Source organism: Stenotrophomonas sp. YJH_SMC_65 (genome assembly GCF_059369475.1).
Map to the genome: position 1 here is coordinate 308,119 of NZ_JCAFSR010000006.1, position 15,772 is coordinate 323,890.

The 15,772-nt window shown below is 67.3% G+C and carries 12 protein-coding genes; 7 read left to right on the plus strand and 5 right to left on the minus strand.

Annotation, left to right across the window (positions count from 1 at the left end):
• The first annotated feature begins 18 nt into the window (after positions 1 to 18).
• The 3 genes from leuC to leuB are packed head-to-tail and all read left to right on the plus strand — an operon-like array spanning position 19 to position 3,066.
• Positions 19 to 1,437: a 3-isopropylmalate dehydratase large subunit gene (gene leuC, locus AC5P7A_RS13680; protein ID WP_032958185.1), complete on the plus strand. Its 1,419-nt coding sequence runs from the start codon at positions 19 to 21 to the stop codon at positions 1,435 to 1,437.
• The gene (leuD, locus tag AC5P7A_RS13685; RefSeq protein WP_075077192.1) at positions 1,437 to 2,015 is read left to right on the plus strand and encodes a 3-isopropylmalate dehydratase small subunit; all 579 of its coding nucleotides are present in this window, start codon (positions 1,437 to 1,439) and stop codon (positions 2,013 to 2,015) included. The genes leuC and leuD overlap by 1 nt, the downstream gene beginning before the upstream one ends.
• Positions 2,005 to 3,066, plus strand: coding sequence for a 3-isopropylmalate dehydrogenase (gene leuB, locus AC5P7A_RS13690; protein WP_053496221.1), 1,062 nt, complete (start codon positions 2,005 to 2,007; stop codon positions 3,064 to 3,066). Before leuD ends, leuB begins: the two co-directional genes overlap by 11 nt.
• A 141-nt stretch (positions 3,067 to 3,207) precedes the next feature.
• Here leuB and AC5P7A_RS13695 read toward each other — a convergent pair whose 3' ends face one another.
• Complete coding sequence (locus AC5P7A_RS13695; protein ID WP_046432430.1) at positions 3,208 to 3,981, minus strand: SDR family oxidoreductase; 774 nt, start codon at positions 3,979 to 3,981, stop codon at positions 3,208 to 3,210.
• Between the two features lie 117 nt (positions 3,982 to 4,098).
• On the opposite strand from AC5P7A_RS13695, the gene AC5P7A_RS13700 reads away from it, so the two are divergent.
• A complete protein-coding gene (locus tag AC5P7A_RS13700; RefSeq protein ID WP_014648342.1) occupies positions 4,099 to 5,004 on the plus strand; it encodes a LysR family transcriptional regulator in 906 nt (301 codons plus the stop codon).
• 600 nt (positions 5,005 to 5,604) lie between these two features.
• Here the strand turns inward: AC5P7A_RS13700 and AC5P7A_RS13705 are convergent.
• A complete protein-coding gene (locus AC5P7A_RS13705) occupies positions 5,605 to 8,766 on the minus strand; it encodes an efflux RND transporter permease subunit (protein WP_126411346.1) in 3,162 nt (1,053 codons plus the stop codon).
• Positions 8,767 to 8,770: 4 nt separating this feature from the next.
• Positions 8,771 to 9,901 (minus strand): efflux RND transporter periplasmic adaptor subunit, encoded by a 1,131-nt coding sequence (locus AC5P7A_RS13710; protein WP_032958176.1) that lies wholly within the window; start codon positions 9,899 to 9,901, stop codon positions 8,771 to 8,773.
• A 119-nt stretch (positions 9,902 to 10,020) separates the two neighbouring features.
• Between AC5P7A_RS13710 and AC5P7A_RS13715 the strand changes: the two genes are divergently transcribed.
• From AC5P7A_RS13715 to AC5P7A_RS13725, 3 genes are all read left to right on the plus strand, one after another.
• Complete coding sequence (locus AC5P7A_RS13715; protein WP_053495622.1) at positions 10,021 to 10,701, plus strand: TetR/AcrR family transcriptional regulator; 681 nt, start codon at positions 10,021 to 10,023, stop codon at positions 10,699 to 10,701.
• A 136-nt stretch (positions 10,702 to 10,837) separates the two neighbouring features.
• On the plus strand, positions 10,838 to 11,485 hold the full coding sequence (locus AC5P7A_RS13720; protein WP_014648346.1) for a protein-L-isoaspartate O-methyltransferase family protein: 648 nt from the start codon (positions 10,838 to 10,840) through the stop codon (positions 11,483 to 11,485).
• Between the two features lie 16 nt (positions 11,486 to 11,501).
• Entirely contained in the window at positions 11,502 to 12,860 is a 1,359-nt protein-coding gene (locus AC5P7A_RS13725) for a TolC family outer membrane protein (protein ID WP_014648347.1), read from the plus strand.
• Positions 12,861 to 12,960: 100 nt separating this feature from the next.
• Here the strand turns inward: AC5P7A_RS13725 and AC5P7A_RS13730 are convergent, their stop codons facing one another.
• Positions 12,961 to 14,205 (minus strand): amino acid transporter, encoded by a 1,245-nt coding sequence (locus AC5P7A_RS13730; protein WP_262093063.1) that lies wholly within the window; start codon positions 14,203 to 14,205, stop codon positions 12,961 to 12,963.
• A gap of 223 nt (positions 14,206 to 14,428) precedes the next feature.
• Complete coding sequence (waaA, locus tag AC5P7A_RS13735) at positions 14,429 to 15,727, minus strand: lipid IV(A) 3-deoxy-D-manno-octulosonic acid transferase (protein WP_014648349.1); 1,299 nt, start codon at positions 15,725 to 15,727, stop codon at positions 14,429 to 14,431.
• Positions 15,728 to 15,772: the final 45 nt, after the last annotated feature.

The window sequence follows — 15,772 nt, forward strand, 5'->3', positions numbered from 1 at the left end:
CTTCTGCCAGGCATACGCATGACTTCCGCACCCCGCACCCTGTACGACAAACTGTGGGACGCCCACGTGGTGGTTCCCGAATCCGACAGCGCGCCCGCCGTGCTGTACATCGACCTGCACCTGATCCACGAGGTGACCTCGCCGCAGGCCTTCACCGAACTGCGCGAACGCGGCTTGTCGCCGCGCCGGCCGGACCGCACCAAGGCGACGATGGACCACTCCACGCCGACCCTGCCGGCCGCCGCGGACGGCACGCTGCCCTATGCCAGCGCCGCCTCCGAGGCACAGGTCGCCACGCTGGCGCGCAACTGCGCCGAGCACGGCATCGAGCTGTTCGACATGGCCTCGGACAACCGCGGCATCGTCCACGTGATCGCGCCCGAGCAGGGCTTCACCCAGCCGGGCATGACCATCGTCTGCGGCGACAGCCACACCTCCACCCACGGTGCCTTCGGTTCGCTGGCGTTCGGCATCGGCACCAGCGAGGTCGGCCACGTGCTGGCCACGCAATGCCTGCTGCAGCGCAAGGCGAAGACGCTGGCGATCACCGTCGATGGGCCGCTGGCGCCGGGTGTCGGCGCCAAGGACGTGGTTCTGCACATCATCGGCGTGATCGGCGTCAATGGCGGCACCGGCCACGTGATCGAGTTCCGCGGCAGCACCATCGAAGCGATGGACATGGAACAGCGCATGACCCTGTGCAACATGTCGATCGAAGCGGGTGCGCGTGCCGGTATGGTGGCGCCGGACCAGGTCACCTTCGACTTCGTCGCCAACACCCCGCGCGGCCCAAAGGGCGCCGATTTCGAGGCTGCGGTGGCGCGCTGGCAGCAGCTGCGCAGTGATGACGGCGCGCGCTTCGACAGCGAAGTGCACATCGACGCCGCCGATATCCGCCCGACCCTGACCTGGGGCACCCACCCGGGTACCGCCATCGCGGTGGATGCGCCGATCCCGGCCGCCAACGATGCCGCCGCACAGAAGGGCCTGGACTACATGCATTTCCAGGCCGGAAAGGCGCTGGCCGGAACACCGGTGGACGTGGTGTTCGTCGGTTCCTGCACCAACGGCCGCCTGAGTGACATGCGTGAGGTGGCGCAGGTACTGCGCGGTCGTCGCGTCGCCGACCGGGTGCGCATGCTGGTGGTGCCGGGCTCGGAGATCGTCAAGCGAGAGGCCGAGGCCGAAGGCATCCATGAGATCGTGCGCGCGGCCGGTGCCGAATGGCGCGAGCCGGGCTGCTCGATGTGCATCGCCATGAATGGTGATCTGGTCGCGCCCGGGCAACTGGCCGTGAGTACCAGCAACCGTAATTTCGAAGGCCGCCAGGGTCCCGGTTCGCGCACCCTGCTGGCCTCACCGATGAGCGCGGCGTGGGCCGCGGTGAACGGGCATGTCGCCGACACCCGCGAGCTGTTCGCACAGGAGGTGGCGTGATGGCCGGTTTCCGTACCTTGACCTCGGCCAGCGTGGTGCTGCGCCAGACCAACATCGACACCGACCAGATCATCCCGGCGCGGTTCCTGTCCACCACCGAACGCGCCGGCCTGGGCCGCACCGCCTTCAATGACTGGCGCTGGCAGGCCGACGGTTCACCGGTGGCCGACTTCGCCTTCAACCAGCCGCACAACGCCGGCCGCAGCATCCTGCTGGCGGGTCGCAACTTCGGCTGCGGCTCGTCGCGCGAACATGCACCGTGGGCGCTGACCGACCTGGGCCTGCGCGCCATCGTCAGCAGCGAGATCGCCGACATCTTCCGTGGCAACTCGCTGAAGAACGGCCTGCTGCCGATCGTGCTGGACGAGGCCGACGTGCAGGCGCTGATGCAGCGCCCGGATGATGAGCTGACCATCGACGTGGCCGCGCGCGAACTGCGCACGCCGGACGGCCGCGTCTATTCCTTCCCGCTGGACGGCTTCTCGCAGACCTGCCTGCTGGAAGGTGTCGACCAGTTGGGGTATCTGTTGGGCCGTGTCCCTGAAATCGAACGTTACGAGAGTGAGCATGCACGCTGAAATTGTTGTCCTTCCCGGTGATGGCATCGGCCCGGAAGTGGCCGCCGCGGCAGTCGCCGTCCTGAAGGCCGTCGCCGAACGCTTCAACCACAGCTTCACCTTCAGCGAGCACGACATCGGCGGCATCGCCATCGACCGCCACGGCGAACCGCTGCCGGCGTCGACCCTGGCCGCCTGCCAGGCCGCCAGCGCGGTACTGCTGGGCGCAGTCGGTGGCCCGAAGTGGTCCGACCCGAACGCCAAGGTGCGTCCGGAACAGGGCCTGCTGGCGATCCGCAAGGCGCTGGGCCTGTACGCCAACCTGCGCCCGGTGCGCACCCATGAGGCCGCGCTGCACGCCTCGCCGATCAAGGCCGAGCTGCTGCAGGGTGTGGACTTCGTGGTGGTGCGCGAACTGACCGGCGGCATCTACTTCGGCGACAAGACCCGCGATGCCGACAGTGCCAGCGACCTGTGCCGCTACACCGTGGCCGAGATCGAGCGCGTGCTGCGCAGTGCCTTCCGCCTGGCCCGGCAGCGGCGTGGCAAGGTCACCTCGGTGGACAAGGCCAACGTGTTGGAAACCTCGCGCCTGTGGCGCGACGTGGCCGCGCGCATCGGCCGCGAGGAGTTCCCGGAGGTGGCGCTGGAGCACCAACTGGTCGATTCGATGGCCATGCACCTGCTGGCCAAGCCGCGCGAGTACGACGTGATCGTCACCGAGAACATGTTCGGCGACATCCTCACCGACGAAGCCTCGATGCTGGCCGGCTCGCTCGGCCTGCTGCCCTCGGCCTCGCTGGGTGAACCGGGTGCGGTCGGCATCTACGAACCGATCCACGGTTCGGCCCCGGACATCGCCGGCAAGGGCATCGCCAATCCCTACGCAACGATCTTCAGCGCGGCGATGCTGCTGCGCCATTCGCTGGGGCTGGAAGACGAAGCCGCAGCAGTGGAAGCGGCGGTGCACGCGGTGCTGGATGATGGGGTGTTCACTGCCGACCTGGCCGCCAAGGGCCAGGCCGTGAGTACCGCCGCCGCCACGGATGCGGTGCTGGCCAAACTCAACTGATCCGATGGCGCCACTCCATGCGTGGCGCCTCTGCCTTTGGTCATTGTGCGCAGCCACCCATGGGGTGGCTCTACTGTAGATCCACGCCATGCGTGGATCGTTCGAATGTCGCGCAGCAGATCCACGCCATGCGCGGCTGCATTATTTGGTGGTGTACCCACCATTGACCAGGATGGTCTGCCCGGTCATCCACCAGCCATCGGTGACCAGGAAGCGGATCCACGGCACGATGTCGGCGATGTCGGTCAGGCCGGTACGGGTGAACGCCGAGAGCGCGGCCGCGGTCTTGTGGTACGCCTGTGCATCGGCACTCTCGGCCGGGTAGAAGAACGGCGTGTCCATCGGGCCCGGCCCGATCGCAGTCACCGAGATGCCGCGCTCACCGAACTCCTTTGACGCCGCGCGGGTGAAATGCTCGACCGGCGCCTTGGTGCCGGCATAGCTGGAATAGAACGGCGTGAACGCACCCAGCAGTGAGGTGACCAGGGTGCAGATGCGACCGCCGTCGTTGACCTGGCGGCCGGCTTCCTTGAGGAAGAAGAATGCGGCCTTGGCGTTGACCGCGCTCATCTCGTCATACTCCGCTTCGCTGATCTCCAGCAGCGGCTTCTTCAGCACCTTGCCGACCGTATTGATGGCGATGTCGGGACGGCCGACTGCGGCCACGGCATCGGCGAACAAGCGCTCCATCGCTGCCGCCGACGTCAGGTCGCCCTGCAGGGCTACCGCCCTGCTGCCGGCCGCCTGCACGGCGGCAACGGTTGCTTCTGCATCGGCCTGGGTGGCGGCACTGTTGTAGTGGATGACGACGGCGCTGGCACCCTGGCGGGCGAAGTCGCGGGCGATCAGGCCGCCCAGGTTCTTGGCACCACCGGCAATCAGCACAGTCTTGCCCTTGAGGGAATGGTCGGTCATGGCTTCGGTCTCAGGAGGGGGCTGCCCGGGGTGGCAACCCTGCCCTGACGACGATATCGTGCAGAAAATGCGGATAAAGCCCGCCACATTGACTTAACTTTCCAGGACCAGCGAACAATGGACCGGATCGATCGCTTCCGCATCTTCACCCGGGTCGTGGAATGCGCCAGCTTCACCCGTGCTGCCGACCAGCTCGGCCTGCCCCGCTCGACCGTCTCGGCGGCGATTGCCGAGCTGGAACAGCGGCTTGGCACCCGCCTGCTGCAGCGCTCGACCCGACGGGTATCCACCACCCATGACGGCGACGTGTTCCATGCCCGCTGCCTGCGCCTGATCGCGGAGGTTGAAGACGCCGAGTCGCTGTTCCGGCAGGACGACGCGCAACCGGCCGGTTTGCTGAAGATCGACGTACCCAGCCGCATCGGCCGTCGCATCATCGCCCCGGCGTTGCCGGATTTCTTCGCGCGCTACCCGCAGGTGGAACTGGACCTGGGCATGACCGACCGCGCGGTGAACCTGATCGAAGACGGCTGCGATGCCGTGCTGCGGGTCGGCCAGCTGGGCGATTCCAGCCTGGTGGCGCGCACGCTGGGCCAACTCGACTTCGTCAACGTGGCCGCGCCGGCCTACCTGCGCGAGCACGGCATGCCGCAGCACCCTGCCGACCTGCAGCAGCACCGCGCGGTGAACTACGCATCGCCGACCACGGCACGGGTGGAACCGTGGGAATGGCAGGATGGCGGCCAGCTGCGCACGCTGCCGATGCCCGGCTGGGTACGCGTGAACAGCGCCGAGGCCTCGATCGCGTGCTGCGTGGCGGGATTGGGGCTGTTGCAGATTCCGCGCTACGACGTGCAGGCCGAGCTGCAGTCAGGCGCATTGGTGGAGGTGATGCCGCAGTACGCGGCGCAGCCGCTGCCGGTGACCCTGCTGCAACCGCATCGGCAACACCGTGCACTGCGCGTGCAGGTGTTCGTCGAGTGGCTGCTGCCAGTGCTGCGGATCGGCCTGCAGCTGCAGTAGATCCACGCCATGCGTGGGTGCTTCTGTAGAGTCGAGCCATGCTCGACTCATCCCATCATCGCGCGAAGAGCGAAGAGCAGCCGAGCATGGCTCGGCTCTACAGAAAGCAGATCCCGCGAGCAGATCAGTCCACGCCATGCGTGGATGCATGCTTCAGTGCCAACCAAGGCTGGCACCTACCAGGACAAGGACCAGTTGCGGTAGATCCACGTCATGCGCGGGTGCTTCTGTAGAGTCGAGCCATGCTCGACTCATCCCATCATCGCGCGAAGAGCGAAGAGCGAAGAGCGAAGAGCGAAGAGCGAAGAGCAGCCGAGCATGGCTCGGCTCTACAGAAAGCAGATCCCGCGAGCAGATCAGTCCACGCCATGCGTGGATGCATGCTGCAGTGCCAACCAAGGTTGGCACCTACCAGGGCAACGATCCGCTGCTGTAGATGCACGTCATGCGTGGGTGCTTCTGTAGAGTCGAGCCATGCTCGACTCATCCCATCATCGCGCATAGCGCAGCCGAGCATGGCTCGGCTCTACAGAAGGCAGATTCCGCGAGCAGATCCATCCACGCCATGCGTGGATGGGTGCAGCCGCAGAACCCGGGGCATTACGCCCCGGATTCGTCCGGCTTCACCCGGAACCACGCCGCGTACAACGCCGGCAGGAACACCAGCGTCAGCACCGTACCCACGATCAGACCACCCATGATCGAGATCGCCATCGAGCCATAGAACGCGCTGCGCGACAGCGGAATCATCGCCAGCACGGCCGCCAGCGCGGTCAGCACGATCGGGCGGAAGCGGCGCACCGTGGCATCGATGATCGAATGCCAGCGATCATGCCCGGCATCGATGTCCTGCTGGATCTGGTCGATCAGGATCACCGAGTTGCGCATGATCATGCCCGCCAGCGCGATCGTGCCCAGCAGCGCGACGAAGCCGAACGGCGCACGGAACAGCAGCAGGAACAGGGTCGCACCGATGATGCCCAGCGGCGCGGTCACCAGCACCATCGCCGCACGCGAGAAGCTGCGCAGCTGCAGCATCAGCAGCGTCGCCACCACCACCAGGAACAGCGGCATGCCGGCCTTGATCGAGTTCTGCCCGCGCGCCGAGTCCTCCACGGTGCCGCCGGTTTCCAGCAGGTAGCCGCTGGGCAGCTCGGCACGGATGCCATCCAGCGTGGGCACGATCTGGTGCACCACGTCCAGCGCCTGCATGCCATCGCTGATGTCGGCGCGCACGGTCACGGTCGGCAACCGGTTGCGGTGCCAGATGATGCCGTCCTCGAAGCCGTACTCCATCGTCGCCACCTGCGACAGCGTGATGCTGCCGCCGTTGGCGGTCGGCATCGACAGGCTGGACAGCAGCTCCAGCTGGTTGCGCTCATCGGCCGGCCCGCGCAGCAGCATCTCGATCTGGCGGTTGCCTTCGCGATACACGCTCACCGACTGGCCGGCCAGCGAACTGGCCAGGAACTGGCTGACCTGGGCGCTGCTCACGCCCAGCGCGCGGGCACGCTCCTGGTCGATCACCAGCCGCACCACCTTGCTCGGCTCGCTCCAGTCCAGGTTGACGTTCATCACGTGCGGGTTCTCACGCACCTTGGCCTCGACCTGGCGCGCGATCGCCTGCACCTTCTCGATGTGCTCGCCGGAGATGCGCATCTGCACCGGATAACCGACCGGCGGGCCGTTCTCCAGGCGGGTCACGCGCATCTGCACGTCCGGGAACTTCGGAATCACCTCGTGCAGCAGCCAGTCACGGGTGCTTTCGCGCGATTTGATGTCCTTGGCCAGCACCACGAACTGGGCGAAGTTGGTCGCCGGCAGCTGCTGGTCCAGCGGCAGGTAGAAGCGCGGCGAACCGGTACCCACATAGGACACATAGTTGGCGATGCCCTCGCGGCTGGACAGCAGCTTCTCCAGCTTCTCGGCCTGGGCCTGGGTCGAGCGCAGCGACGCCCCCTCGGCCAGCTCGATGTCCACCATCAGTTCCGGCCGGGTCGAGTCCGGGAAGAACTGCTGCGGCACGAAGCGGAACATCATCAGTGAGAACACGAACAGGGCGACGGTCGCGGCGATCACCCACCAGCGGCGGCGCAGGCAGGCGTCGAGGAAGCGCCGGAAGCTGCGGTAGAACGGGCGCTGGTAGGGATCGTGGTCGTGCCCATGCTGCGGCGGTGCGATCAGGTTGGCCAGCGCCGGATAGCGGTCGGCCCACTGCTGGCGCTTGCCCAGCCAACGCGCGGACAGGCTGCCGGGCTTCGGCGGCTGCGGATTGAACAGGTCCGGCAGCATCTTGTCGCCCAGGTACGGGATGAACAGCACCGCTGCGATCCATGACACCACCAGTGCGATGGTCACCACCTGGAACAGCGAACGGGTGTATTCACCGGTGCTCGATGCCGCCGTGGCGATCGGCAGGAAGCCGGCTGCCGTGATCAATGTGCCGGTCAGCATCGGGAACGCGGTCGATTCCCAGGCGAAGCTGGCCGCGCGCAGGCGATCGAAGCCCTGCTCCATCTTGGTGGCCATCATCTCCACCGCGATGATCGCATCGTCCACCAGCAGGCCCAGCGCCAGCACCAGTGCGCCCAGCGAAATCTTGTGCAGGCCGATGTCGAAGTAATGCATGACGAAGAAGGTCATCGCCAGCACCAGCGGAATGGTCACGCCCACCACCAGGCCGGTGCGCAGGCCCAGCGAGAAGAAACTGACCAGCAGCACGATCACCACCGCTTCGGTCAGCACCTGCACGAACTCGCCAACCGACTCCTCCACCGACTGCGGCTGGTCGGACACCTTGCGCAGCTGCATGCCGGCCGGCAGGGTCTTCTGCAGCCGCTCGAACTCGGCGTCGAGGTTGGCGCCCAGCTTGAGGATGTCACCGCCATCCTTCATCGCCACCGCCAGGCCGATCGCCTCTTCGCCCATGAAGCGCATCTTCGGCGACGCCGGATCGGCGAAGCCACGCTTGACCTCGGCAATGTCGCCCAGGTGCACGGTGCGGTCGCCAGCACGGATCGGGAACTGGCGGATGGCGTCGATGTCGTTGAACTGGCCGGTCACGCGCAGCTGCACGCGATCGGTGGCGGTCTCGAAGAAGCTGGTGCCGGTGATCGCATTCTGGTCGGCCAGCGCCTGCTGCACCTGCTGCATCGACACACCCAGCGTTGCCAGCCGGGTGTTGGACAGTTCGATCCACACCTTCTCGTCCTGCAGGCCGACCAGGTCGATCTTGCCGACATCGGGTACGCGCTGCAGTTCCAGCTGGATGCGGTCGGCGTAGTCGCGCATCACCGCGTAGTCGAAGCCCTTGCCGGTCAACGCATAGATGTTCCCGTAGGTGTCGCCGAACTCATCGTTGAAGAACGGGCCGACAATCTCGCGCGGCAGCGTCGCACGGATGTCGCCCACGCGCTTGCGAACCTGGTACCACAGGTCCGGGATCTGCTTGGAACGCAGGCTGTCGCGCGCCATGAAGATGACCTGCGATTCGCCGGGGCGCGAATAGGAGCGGATGAACTCGTACTCGCCGGTGTTCATCAGCGCCTTCTCGATCGGCTCGGTCACCTGCCGCGAGACCTGTTCGGCGGTGGCGCCCGGCCAAAGCGTGCGCACCACCATCGCCTTGAAGGTGAATGGCGGATCCTCGGACTGGCCCAGATGCTTGTACGACCATGCGCCGATCAGCGCGAAGGCAAGCATCGCGAACAGCACCAGCGGGCGGTTGGACAACGCCCACTCGGAAAGATTGAAGCGGCGCACCGGCTTACTCCTTGGCCTTGGCGGCAGCGGCCGGCGTGGCCGGCTTCAGCACCGGGCGGTTCTGGCGGTCCACGGCGATCACCGGCTGGCCGGCACGCAACAGGTGTCCGCCGGCAGCGACCACCCAGTCACCCGCATTCACGCCGGACAGCACCGGCACCGATTCGCTGCCATAGGCACCGGTGGTGACCGACGCGGCCTTCAGCGTGCTGTTGGCCGGATCGACCACCCACACGCTGGCGGCACCGTTGGCACCGCGCTGCAGCGCACCGAGCGGCAGCTGCAGGGTGCCGTGGCGGCCGGCGCTGCTGTAGACGCGCGCGCTCTGGCCCAGTTCGACATCGGCCAGCGCATCGGCGGGCAGGCTGACCCGGGTTGCATAGGTGCGTGCCTGTGGATCGGCGGCAGCGGCGATCTCGCGGATCGTGCCTGGCAGGCGCTGGCCAGGACGGTTCCACAGCTCCACCTCGACCGGCTGGCCCACCGCATAGTCGCGGATGGTGGCCTCGGGCAGGTCGATCAGCACTTCGCGCCCGCCATCGGCGGCCAGGTTGAAGATGGTCTGGCCGGCCGACACCACCTGCCCGGCTTCGGCCTCGCGGCTGGCGATCACGCCATCGGACGGCGCGCGCAGCTGTGCGTAGTCGGCCTGGTTGCGCAGCACATCGAGGTTGGCGCGGGCGGCGTTGGCCTGGCCCTGCGCGGCCTTGAAGGCGGCGGACTGCTGGTCCAGCTGCGAGCGGCTGACCAGCTGCTGGTCGGCCAGCACCTGGTAGCGCTTGAGGTCATCACGGGCACGCACCAGATCGGCTTCGGCCGCAGCAAGCTGCGCCTGCGAGGCGCGGGCCTGCAGCGCGAAGTCGGCCACGTCCAGCTCGGCCAGCACGTCGCCCTTCTTCACCCGTTGCCCGGCATCGACGTGGCGCTTGACCAGGTTGCCGCCAACGCGGAACGACAGTGGACTTTCCTGCCGCGCACGCACCGTGCCCGGGAACGCCGCCGGCGCCTGCCCGGCCTGCTCGCCAGGGTGAACCACCAGCACCGGAACGGCCGCCTGGGGCGCCTGTTCCTGTCCCGAACAGGCTGCCAGCGCAGCCATCCACACCATACCGCCCATCCAGCGCACGATCTTCATCGGTCAACGTCCTGAAAACGCAGGGTTGCAACTAAGGGGGGAGCCGCGACTGCCGGCCCAATTTAATAAACCGGCCGGTATAGTATAAATATCGAACCGCTTGGTCTAGTATTGTCGTGATGAGTTCTCACACTTCCCGCAAGCCGTCGGCCAAGCCCGCTGCCAAGGCCGCCGGACCCGGGCGCCCCAAGGACCTCGGCAAGCGCGCGGCGATCCTTGAAGCAGCCAAGACACTGTTCATCGAACAGGGCTATACCGGCGTGAGCATGGACACCATCGCCGCTCAGGCCGGCGTCTCGAAACTGACTGTGTACAGCCACTTCGGCGACAAGGAGACCCTGTTCTCCGAGGCCGTGCAGTCGAAGTGCATTGAAATGCTGCCCGATGCCCTGTTCGTGGCCGACGCGGACGGCCCGCTGCGCGACCAGCTGATCGGCATCGGTCTGGCCTTCTTCGAACTGATCACGTCCGATGCGGCGATCTCGATCCAGCGCATGATGATGGCGCCGGAGACCGACGAACGCCTGCGCGAGCTGTTCTGGAAGGCAGGACCGGAACGTACCTGCGAGGCCCTGGCTGACTTCCTGCGGGCACGCGCCGAGCGCGGCGAGCTGGAAATCACCGACTATTCGCTGGCTGGCGAGCAGTTCCTGACCCTGGTCAAGGGTGAAGTGCACATGCATATGATGTGCGGCATGCCACTGTCACCGGTGGAATGCGACCCTCTTGCCCACGTGACTGCCAGCATCGACTTCTTCCTGCGCGCCTATGCGCCGCGAGGGGCCGGGACGGCTGAATAACCAAAACTGAACGAACCGGAGGTCGCGATGACTTCCGGCACTGCGACCCCGGCCACCCGGCAGCTGATGCTCTGGGCGCGCCGCCGGCCTCCGGCACCGGTAAAATGGCCGGCCCACTGCGCTGGATTTGAACCTCATGACGATTGATTACGCCCACGCCCGCGAACTGATGGTGGAACAGCAGATCCGTCCCTGGGACGTGCTGGACATCAAGGTGCTCGACGTCCTGGCCCGCCTGCCGCGCGAGGCTTTTGTCGCCGATGCACACCGGGCACTGGCCTACGCCGATGTCGAACTGCCGATCGGCCATGGCCAGAAGATGATGAAGCCGGTCATCGAGGGCCGTACCCTGCAGGCGCTGGACCTGCAGCCGGGTGACGAAGTGCTGGAAATCGGCACCGGCAGCGGCTTCCTGTCGGCCTGCATCGGCGCGCTGGCGCGCGACGTGCTGAGCCTGGAAATCGACCCGGAGCTGGCCGCCGCCGCGCGCGCCCGCCTGGACGCGTCCGGCCTGGGCACCAACGTCCGCGTGGAAGTGGCCGACGCCCTGTCCTGGCAGACCGAACGCCGCTTTGACGTGATCTGTGTCACTGGTGCGGTCGACGTGGTGCCGTCACAGTTCGCCTCGTGGCTGCGTCCGGGTGGTCGCCTGTTCGTGATCCACGGCCGCTCGCCGGCGATGGAGGCCCTGCTGGTCAAGGCCGACGGCAGCAGCGAGTCCCTGTTCGAGACCGATATCGATTATCTGCGTGGTGCCGCCCCGGCCCCCCAGTTCCACCTCTGAGTCCAAGGAAGCCGCAATGATCCGCCGATCCCTCGCTGTTGCGCTGGCCACTGCCCTGCTGCCGTTGTCCGCCCATGCCGCCGACCTGCTGCAGGTCTACGAAATGGCGCGCAATGGCGATCCGCAGCTGTCCGCCGCCGAATCGACCCGGCTGTATGACAAGGAAGGCGCCGTGCAGGCGCGCGCCGCCCTGCTGCCGCAGATCAACGGCCAGGCCCAGCTGAACCGCACGCGCAGTGAGCCGAACGCCGACGCCAACTCCGGCTCGTTCACCAACAAGCGCCGCACCTACACGATCGACGGCAGCCAGACGCTGTTCAACTGGACCCAGATCAACAACCTGCGTTCGCAGCGCGAGCTGAGCAAGGCGGCGGACTTCACCCTCGATTCGGCCAACGACAGCCTGATCGTTCGCACCTCGGCGGCCTACTTCAACGTGCTGGTGGCGATCGAATCGCTGAATGCCGCACAGACCAATGAAGCGGCCGCGAAGAAGCAGTTCGACTTCGCCGACAAGCGCCTGGAAGTGGGCCTGGCGCCGATCACCGACGTGCACGAAGCACGCGCCCAGTACGACCAGGCGCGTGCCAACACCATCGTTGCGCAGAACACCCTGGCCGATAACTACCAGGCCCTGACCGAACTGACCGGCCAGCCGGTGACCAACCTGCGTGGGCTGCCGGCCGACTTCCGCCCGGAAGTGCCGGCCAACCGTGGCAACATCGATGAGCTGGTGCAGCAGGCCACCACCCAGAATCCGGCGCTGAAGGCGCAGGAACTGAAGGTCAGCGCCGCCGAGGCTGGCGTGCAGGCCGCCCGTGGCGGCCATTACCCGACCCTGTCGCTGGGCGGCAGCTGGGGCAAGAGCGCGACCTGGGGTGACAGCACTGGTTCCGGTTCGCTGTCGCCGGACGCCCGCACCAACAGCATCGGCCTGACCCTGAGCGTGCCGATCTTCTCCGGTGGTGCCACCCAGTCCGGCGTACGCCAGGCGCTGGCCCAGCGTGACATCGCCCAGGACGGCTACGAGCAGCAGAAGCGCGCCCTGGACCGCAACACCCGCAATGCCTACCAGACCCTGGTACAGGGCATCAGCGAAGTGGAGGCCCGTCGCCTGGCCGTGGTCTCGGCACAGAGCGCGTACGACGCCTCGCAGGTCGGCCTGGAAGTCGGTACCCGTACCGTGCTGGACGTGATCCAGAACCAGCGCATCCTGTTCTCGGCGCAGCTGGACTACGCCCAGGCCCGCTACACCTTCCTGCAGAACCGCCTGCTGCTGAGCCAGTCGCTGGGTGCGCTGGACGTGGCAGAGCTGCAGGACGTCAACCGCCTGCTGACCCAGGACGCGGGCAATCCGGCAACGACCACGCACTGATCCGTCGCCCTGCCGGCAACAAAGAAGCCACCCGCAAGGGTGGCTTTTTTGCAGGCGGTGCATCCGCCCGCAGCTACCCGTTGCGTGGCCCCGCGAACCCTCAGCCCGGCCATGCCCGCAGGCGTTCCAACGCCGCAAGGACGCACAGCGCGGCCGCCAAGGGCGCCAGCATCGGCAGCACCAGTTCGCGACCGGTTGCGCCCTGCCTCATGTCATTCCGCCGCCGCAGCACCGCCAGGCACAGCGCCGCCATCACCAGCAGGGTTGCCGGACCCGGCAGCGCCGGCAGGGTGCCCAACGGCAGCCACAGCACCAGCATCACCGCCGGCAGTCCGACCGCCGCCACGATCACACCGCGGGAGCGTCCCACTGCATCACCCGCCCCTGGCCACAGCGATGTTGCCAGCCGCAAGGCCAGCATCAGCAGCACCAGCTGCAGGGCGGCCAGGCCCGTAGCCCCCGCCAGCGGCAACAACGGCAGCATCCACTCCAATTGCGGATGCATCTCCAGCGCCACCGACAGTGGCCGGGTACTGGCAAGCGCGGAAAACTCGACCAGCCCTGCCTGCAGTGCTGCCAGCACGATCAGCAGCAGCATCGCCAGCAACGAGACCAGCGCCAGCACTGCCGGTTGCCACATCGCGCCCTGGCGGCGCAACGCAGGAAAGCCCAGTGCCAAGCCGACGCTGGCAAATACCCCCAGCAGCGGCACCGCAGCCGCCAGCACCCCGCCCAGCCCGAAGCGATACGGCGCGGTCGCCGGTGGCAGCCAGGGGATCCAGTGCGCGTAATGCACATGACGTGCCGCCAGCGCCAGCAGCAACACCCCCGCACCGATCTTCACCGTCAACAGGGCGCAGGCCACCAGCACCACACGCCGTGGCGGCAGCAATGCCAGCGCGCCCAGCATCAGCAGGCCCACCGCCGCCGTGACCTGTTCCGGCAGCCAGTCGCAGGGCTGGAGGCCTTCGGCGGCCAGCACCGCGTGCAGATGGAGGGCCATGGACTGCGCCACGCCCGCCGTGGTCGCCACCAGCTCCAGCAGCAGGGCCATGCCCAACACGCCCGCCACCCGCGGCCCCCAGCTGGCAGCCAGCAGCCCGTGCAGGCCCTCGCCCGCCGGCAACCGCAGCACCAGATCCTGCAGGCAGCACAGCACCAGGCCGGCCCCCAGTGCAGCCAGCAACAGGCTGAGCACGATGGCGGGGCCTGCCTGTGCCGCCGTGTGCTGGCCCACCAGTGCGATCACGCTGCCGCCCACCAACAGTGTCAACGCCACCACCGCCAGATGGTCCGTCCCCAGTCCGGCCCCACCCGTGCCGTCCCCGCCCCTGTCGCCGTCCATCGCAAGTTCCCTTGATATCCGCCCAAGCGCGGTCGACAGCAGGCTGGCAGCCTGCGTCGTCCTGCGGAATCAGAATCGGTGGAATGTGCGCAACGATGTGATGGCAGGCACGCTGCCAGCGGCAGGGTCGGTCCAGCAACGACAGAAAAATCGTCGCTAAGCAGAATTGATGAAGTTGATCACGACAATGCTCGTCAGCGCCGCTGACTCCGCGCTGCCGCGATCACTCGCGCGGTGGTGGCAGGTGCGGCGCCACCAGGGCAAGCGTGCGTTGCAGCGCGCCGCGGCCATTGCTGACCAGCGTGCATCCCGCCCGCGCCATGTCTTCGCGGGCCTGGGCATCGTCGAGCAGGTGCTGCAGCAGATCGCCCACCGCCTGCGCGTCCTCGCCGATCAGCAGCGCCCCGGCCTCGCGCATGCGCCGGGAAATTTCCGCGAAGTTGTGCAGGTGCGGGCCGGTCACCGCCGCCGTTCCCATCGCGGCCGGCTCCAGCAGGTTGTGACCACCGATGGCCTGCAGGCTGCCGCCGACGAAGGCGACCTGGGCGCAGGCATAGAACGGCATCAGCTCGCCAAGGGTGTCGATGACGAACACGTCTGTGGCCGCGTGTGGCCACTGGTCCACGCGGCGGGTCGCCACGCTCCAGCCCTGTTCGCGCGCCAGCGCTTCCACCTTCGGGAAACGCTCGGGATGTCGCGGTGCCCACAGCAGCAGCAGCTCCGGATGCCGCTGGCGCAGGCGCCGGTGCAGGTCGATCACCGCCTGCTCCTCGCCATCATGGGTACTGGCGGCGATCCATACCGGACGAGCGGCCGGTACCCGCGCGTGGAACTGTTCGACGAAACCCTGCACATCCGGCGTGGCGATGTCGAATTTCAGGTTGCCCAGCGCCTGCACCTGGCCGGGATCCGCCCCCAGCTGCACGAAGCGCTCGGCATCGTCCTGCGACTGCGCGGCCACGCAGGTGACGGTGCGCAGCGCGCGGCGGATCAGTGCCGCCAGCAACCGGTAGCCGCGCAGCGAACGCGCCGACAACCGGGCGTTGAGGATGTACACCGGAATGCCGCGGTCACGGCAGCCGAACAGCATGTTCGGCCACAGCTCGGTTTCCAGGATCAGCGCCAGGCTGGGCTGGAAATGGCCGAGGAAACGGTTGACGCTGCCCGGCACGTCATACGGCAGGTAGACATGGTCCAGGGCGTCGCCCCACAGCGCGCGTACGCGCTCGGAGCCGGTCGGGGTGATGGTGGTGATCACCCAGCGGATGTCCGGGCGCTGCTGGCGCAGGGCATTGACCAGCGGCGCGGCGGCATTGACCTCGCCCACCGAGACCGCGTGCAGCCAGACCCGCGGCTGCCCGGTCGGCTGCGGATAGGAGGCATAGCGTTCATCCCAGCGCCGGAAGTATTCACGAACCCGGAAACCGCGCCAGACCAGGTGGTACACGGTGATCGGCAGCAGGATGTAGAGCACGACCGAATACAGGCCGCGCAGGATCCATTCGACAGGGTCTTTGCGCATGCGGCAAGGATACGGGAGCCCCCGGGGAAAGACACGCGGCCGCCT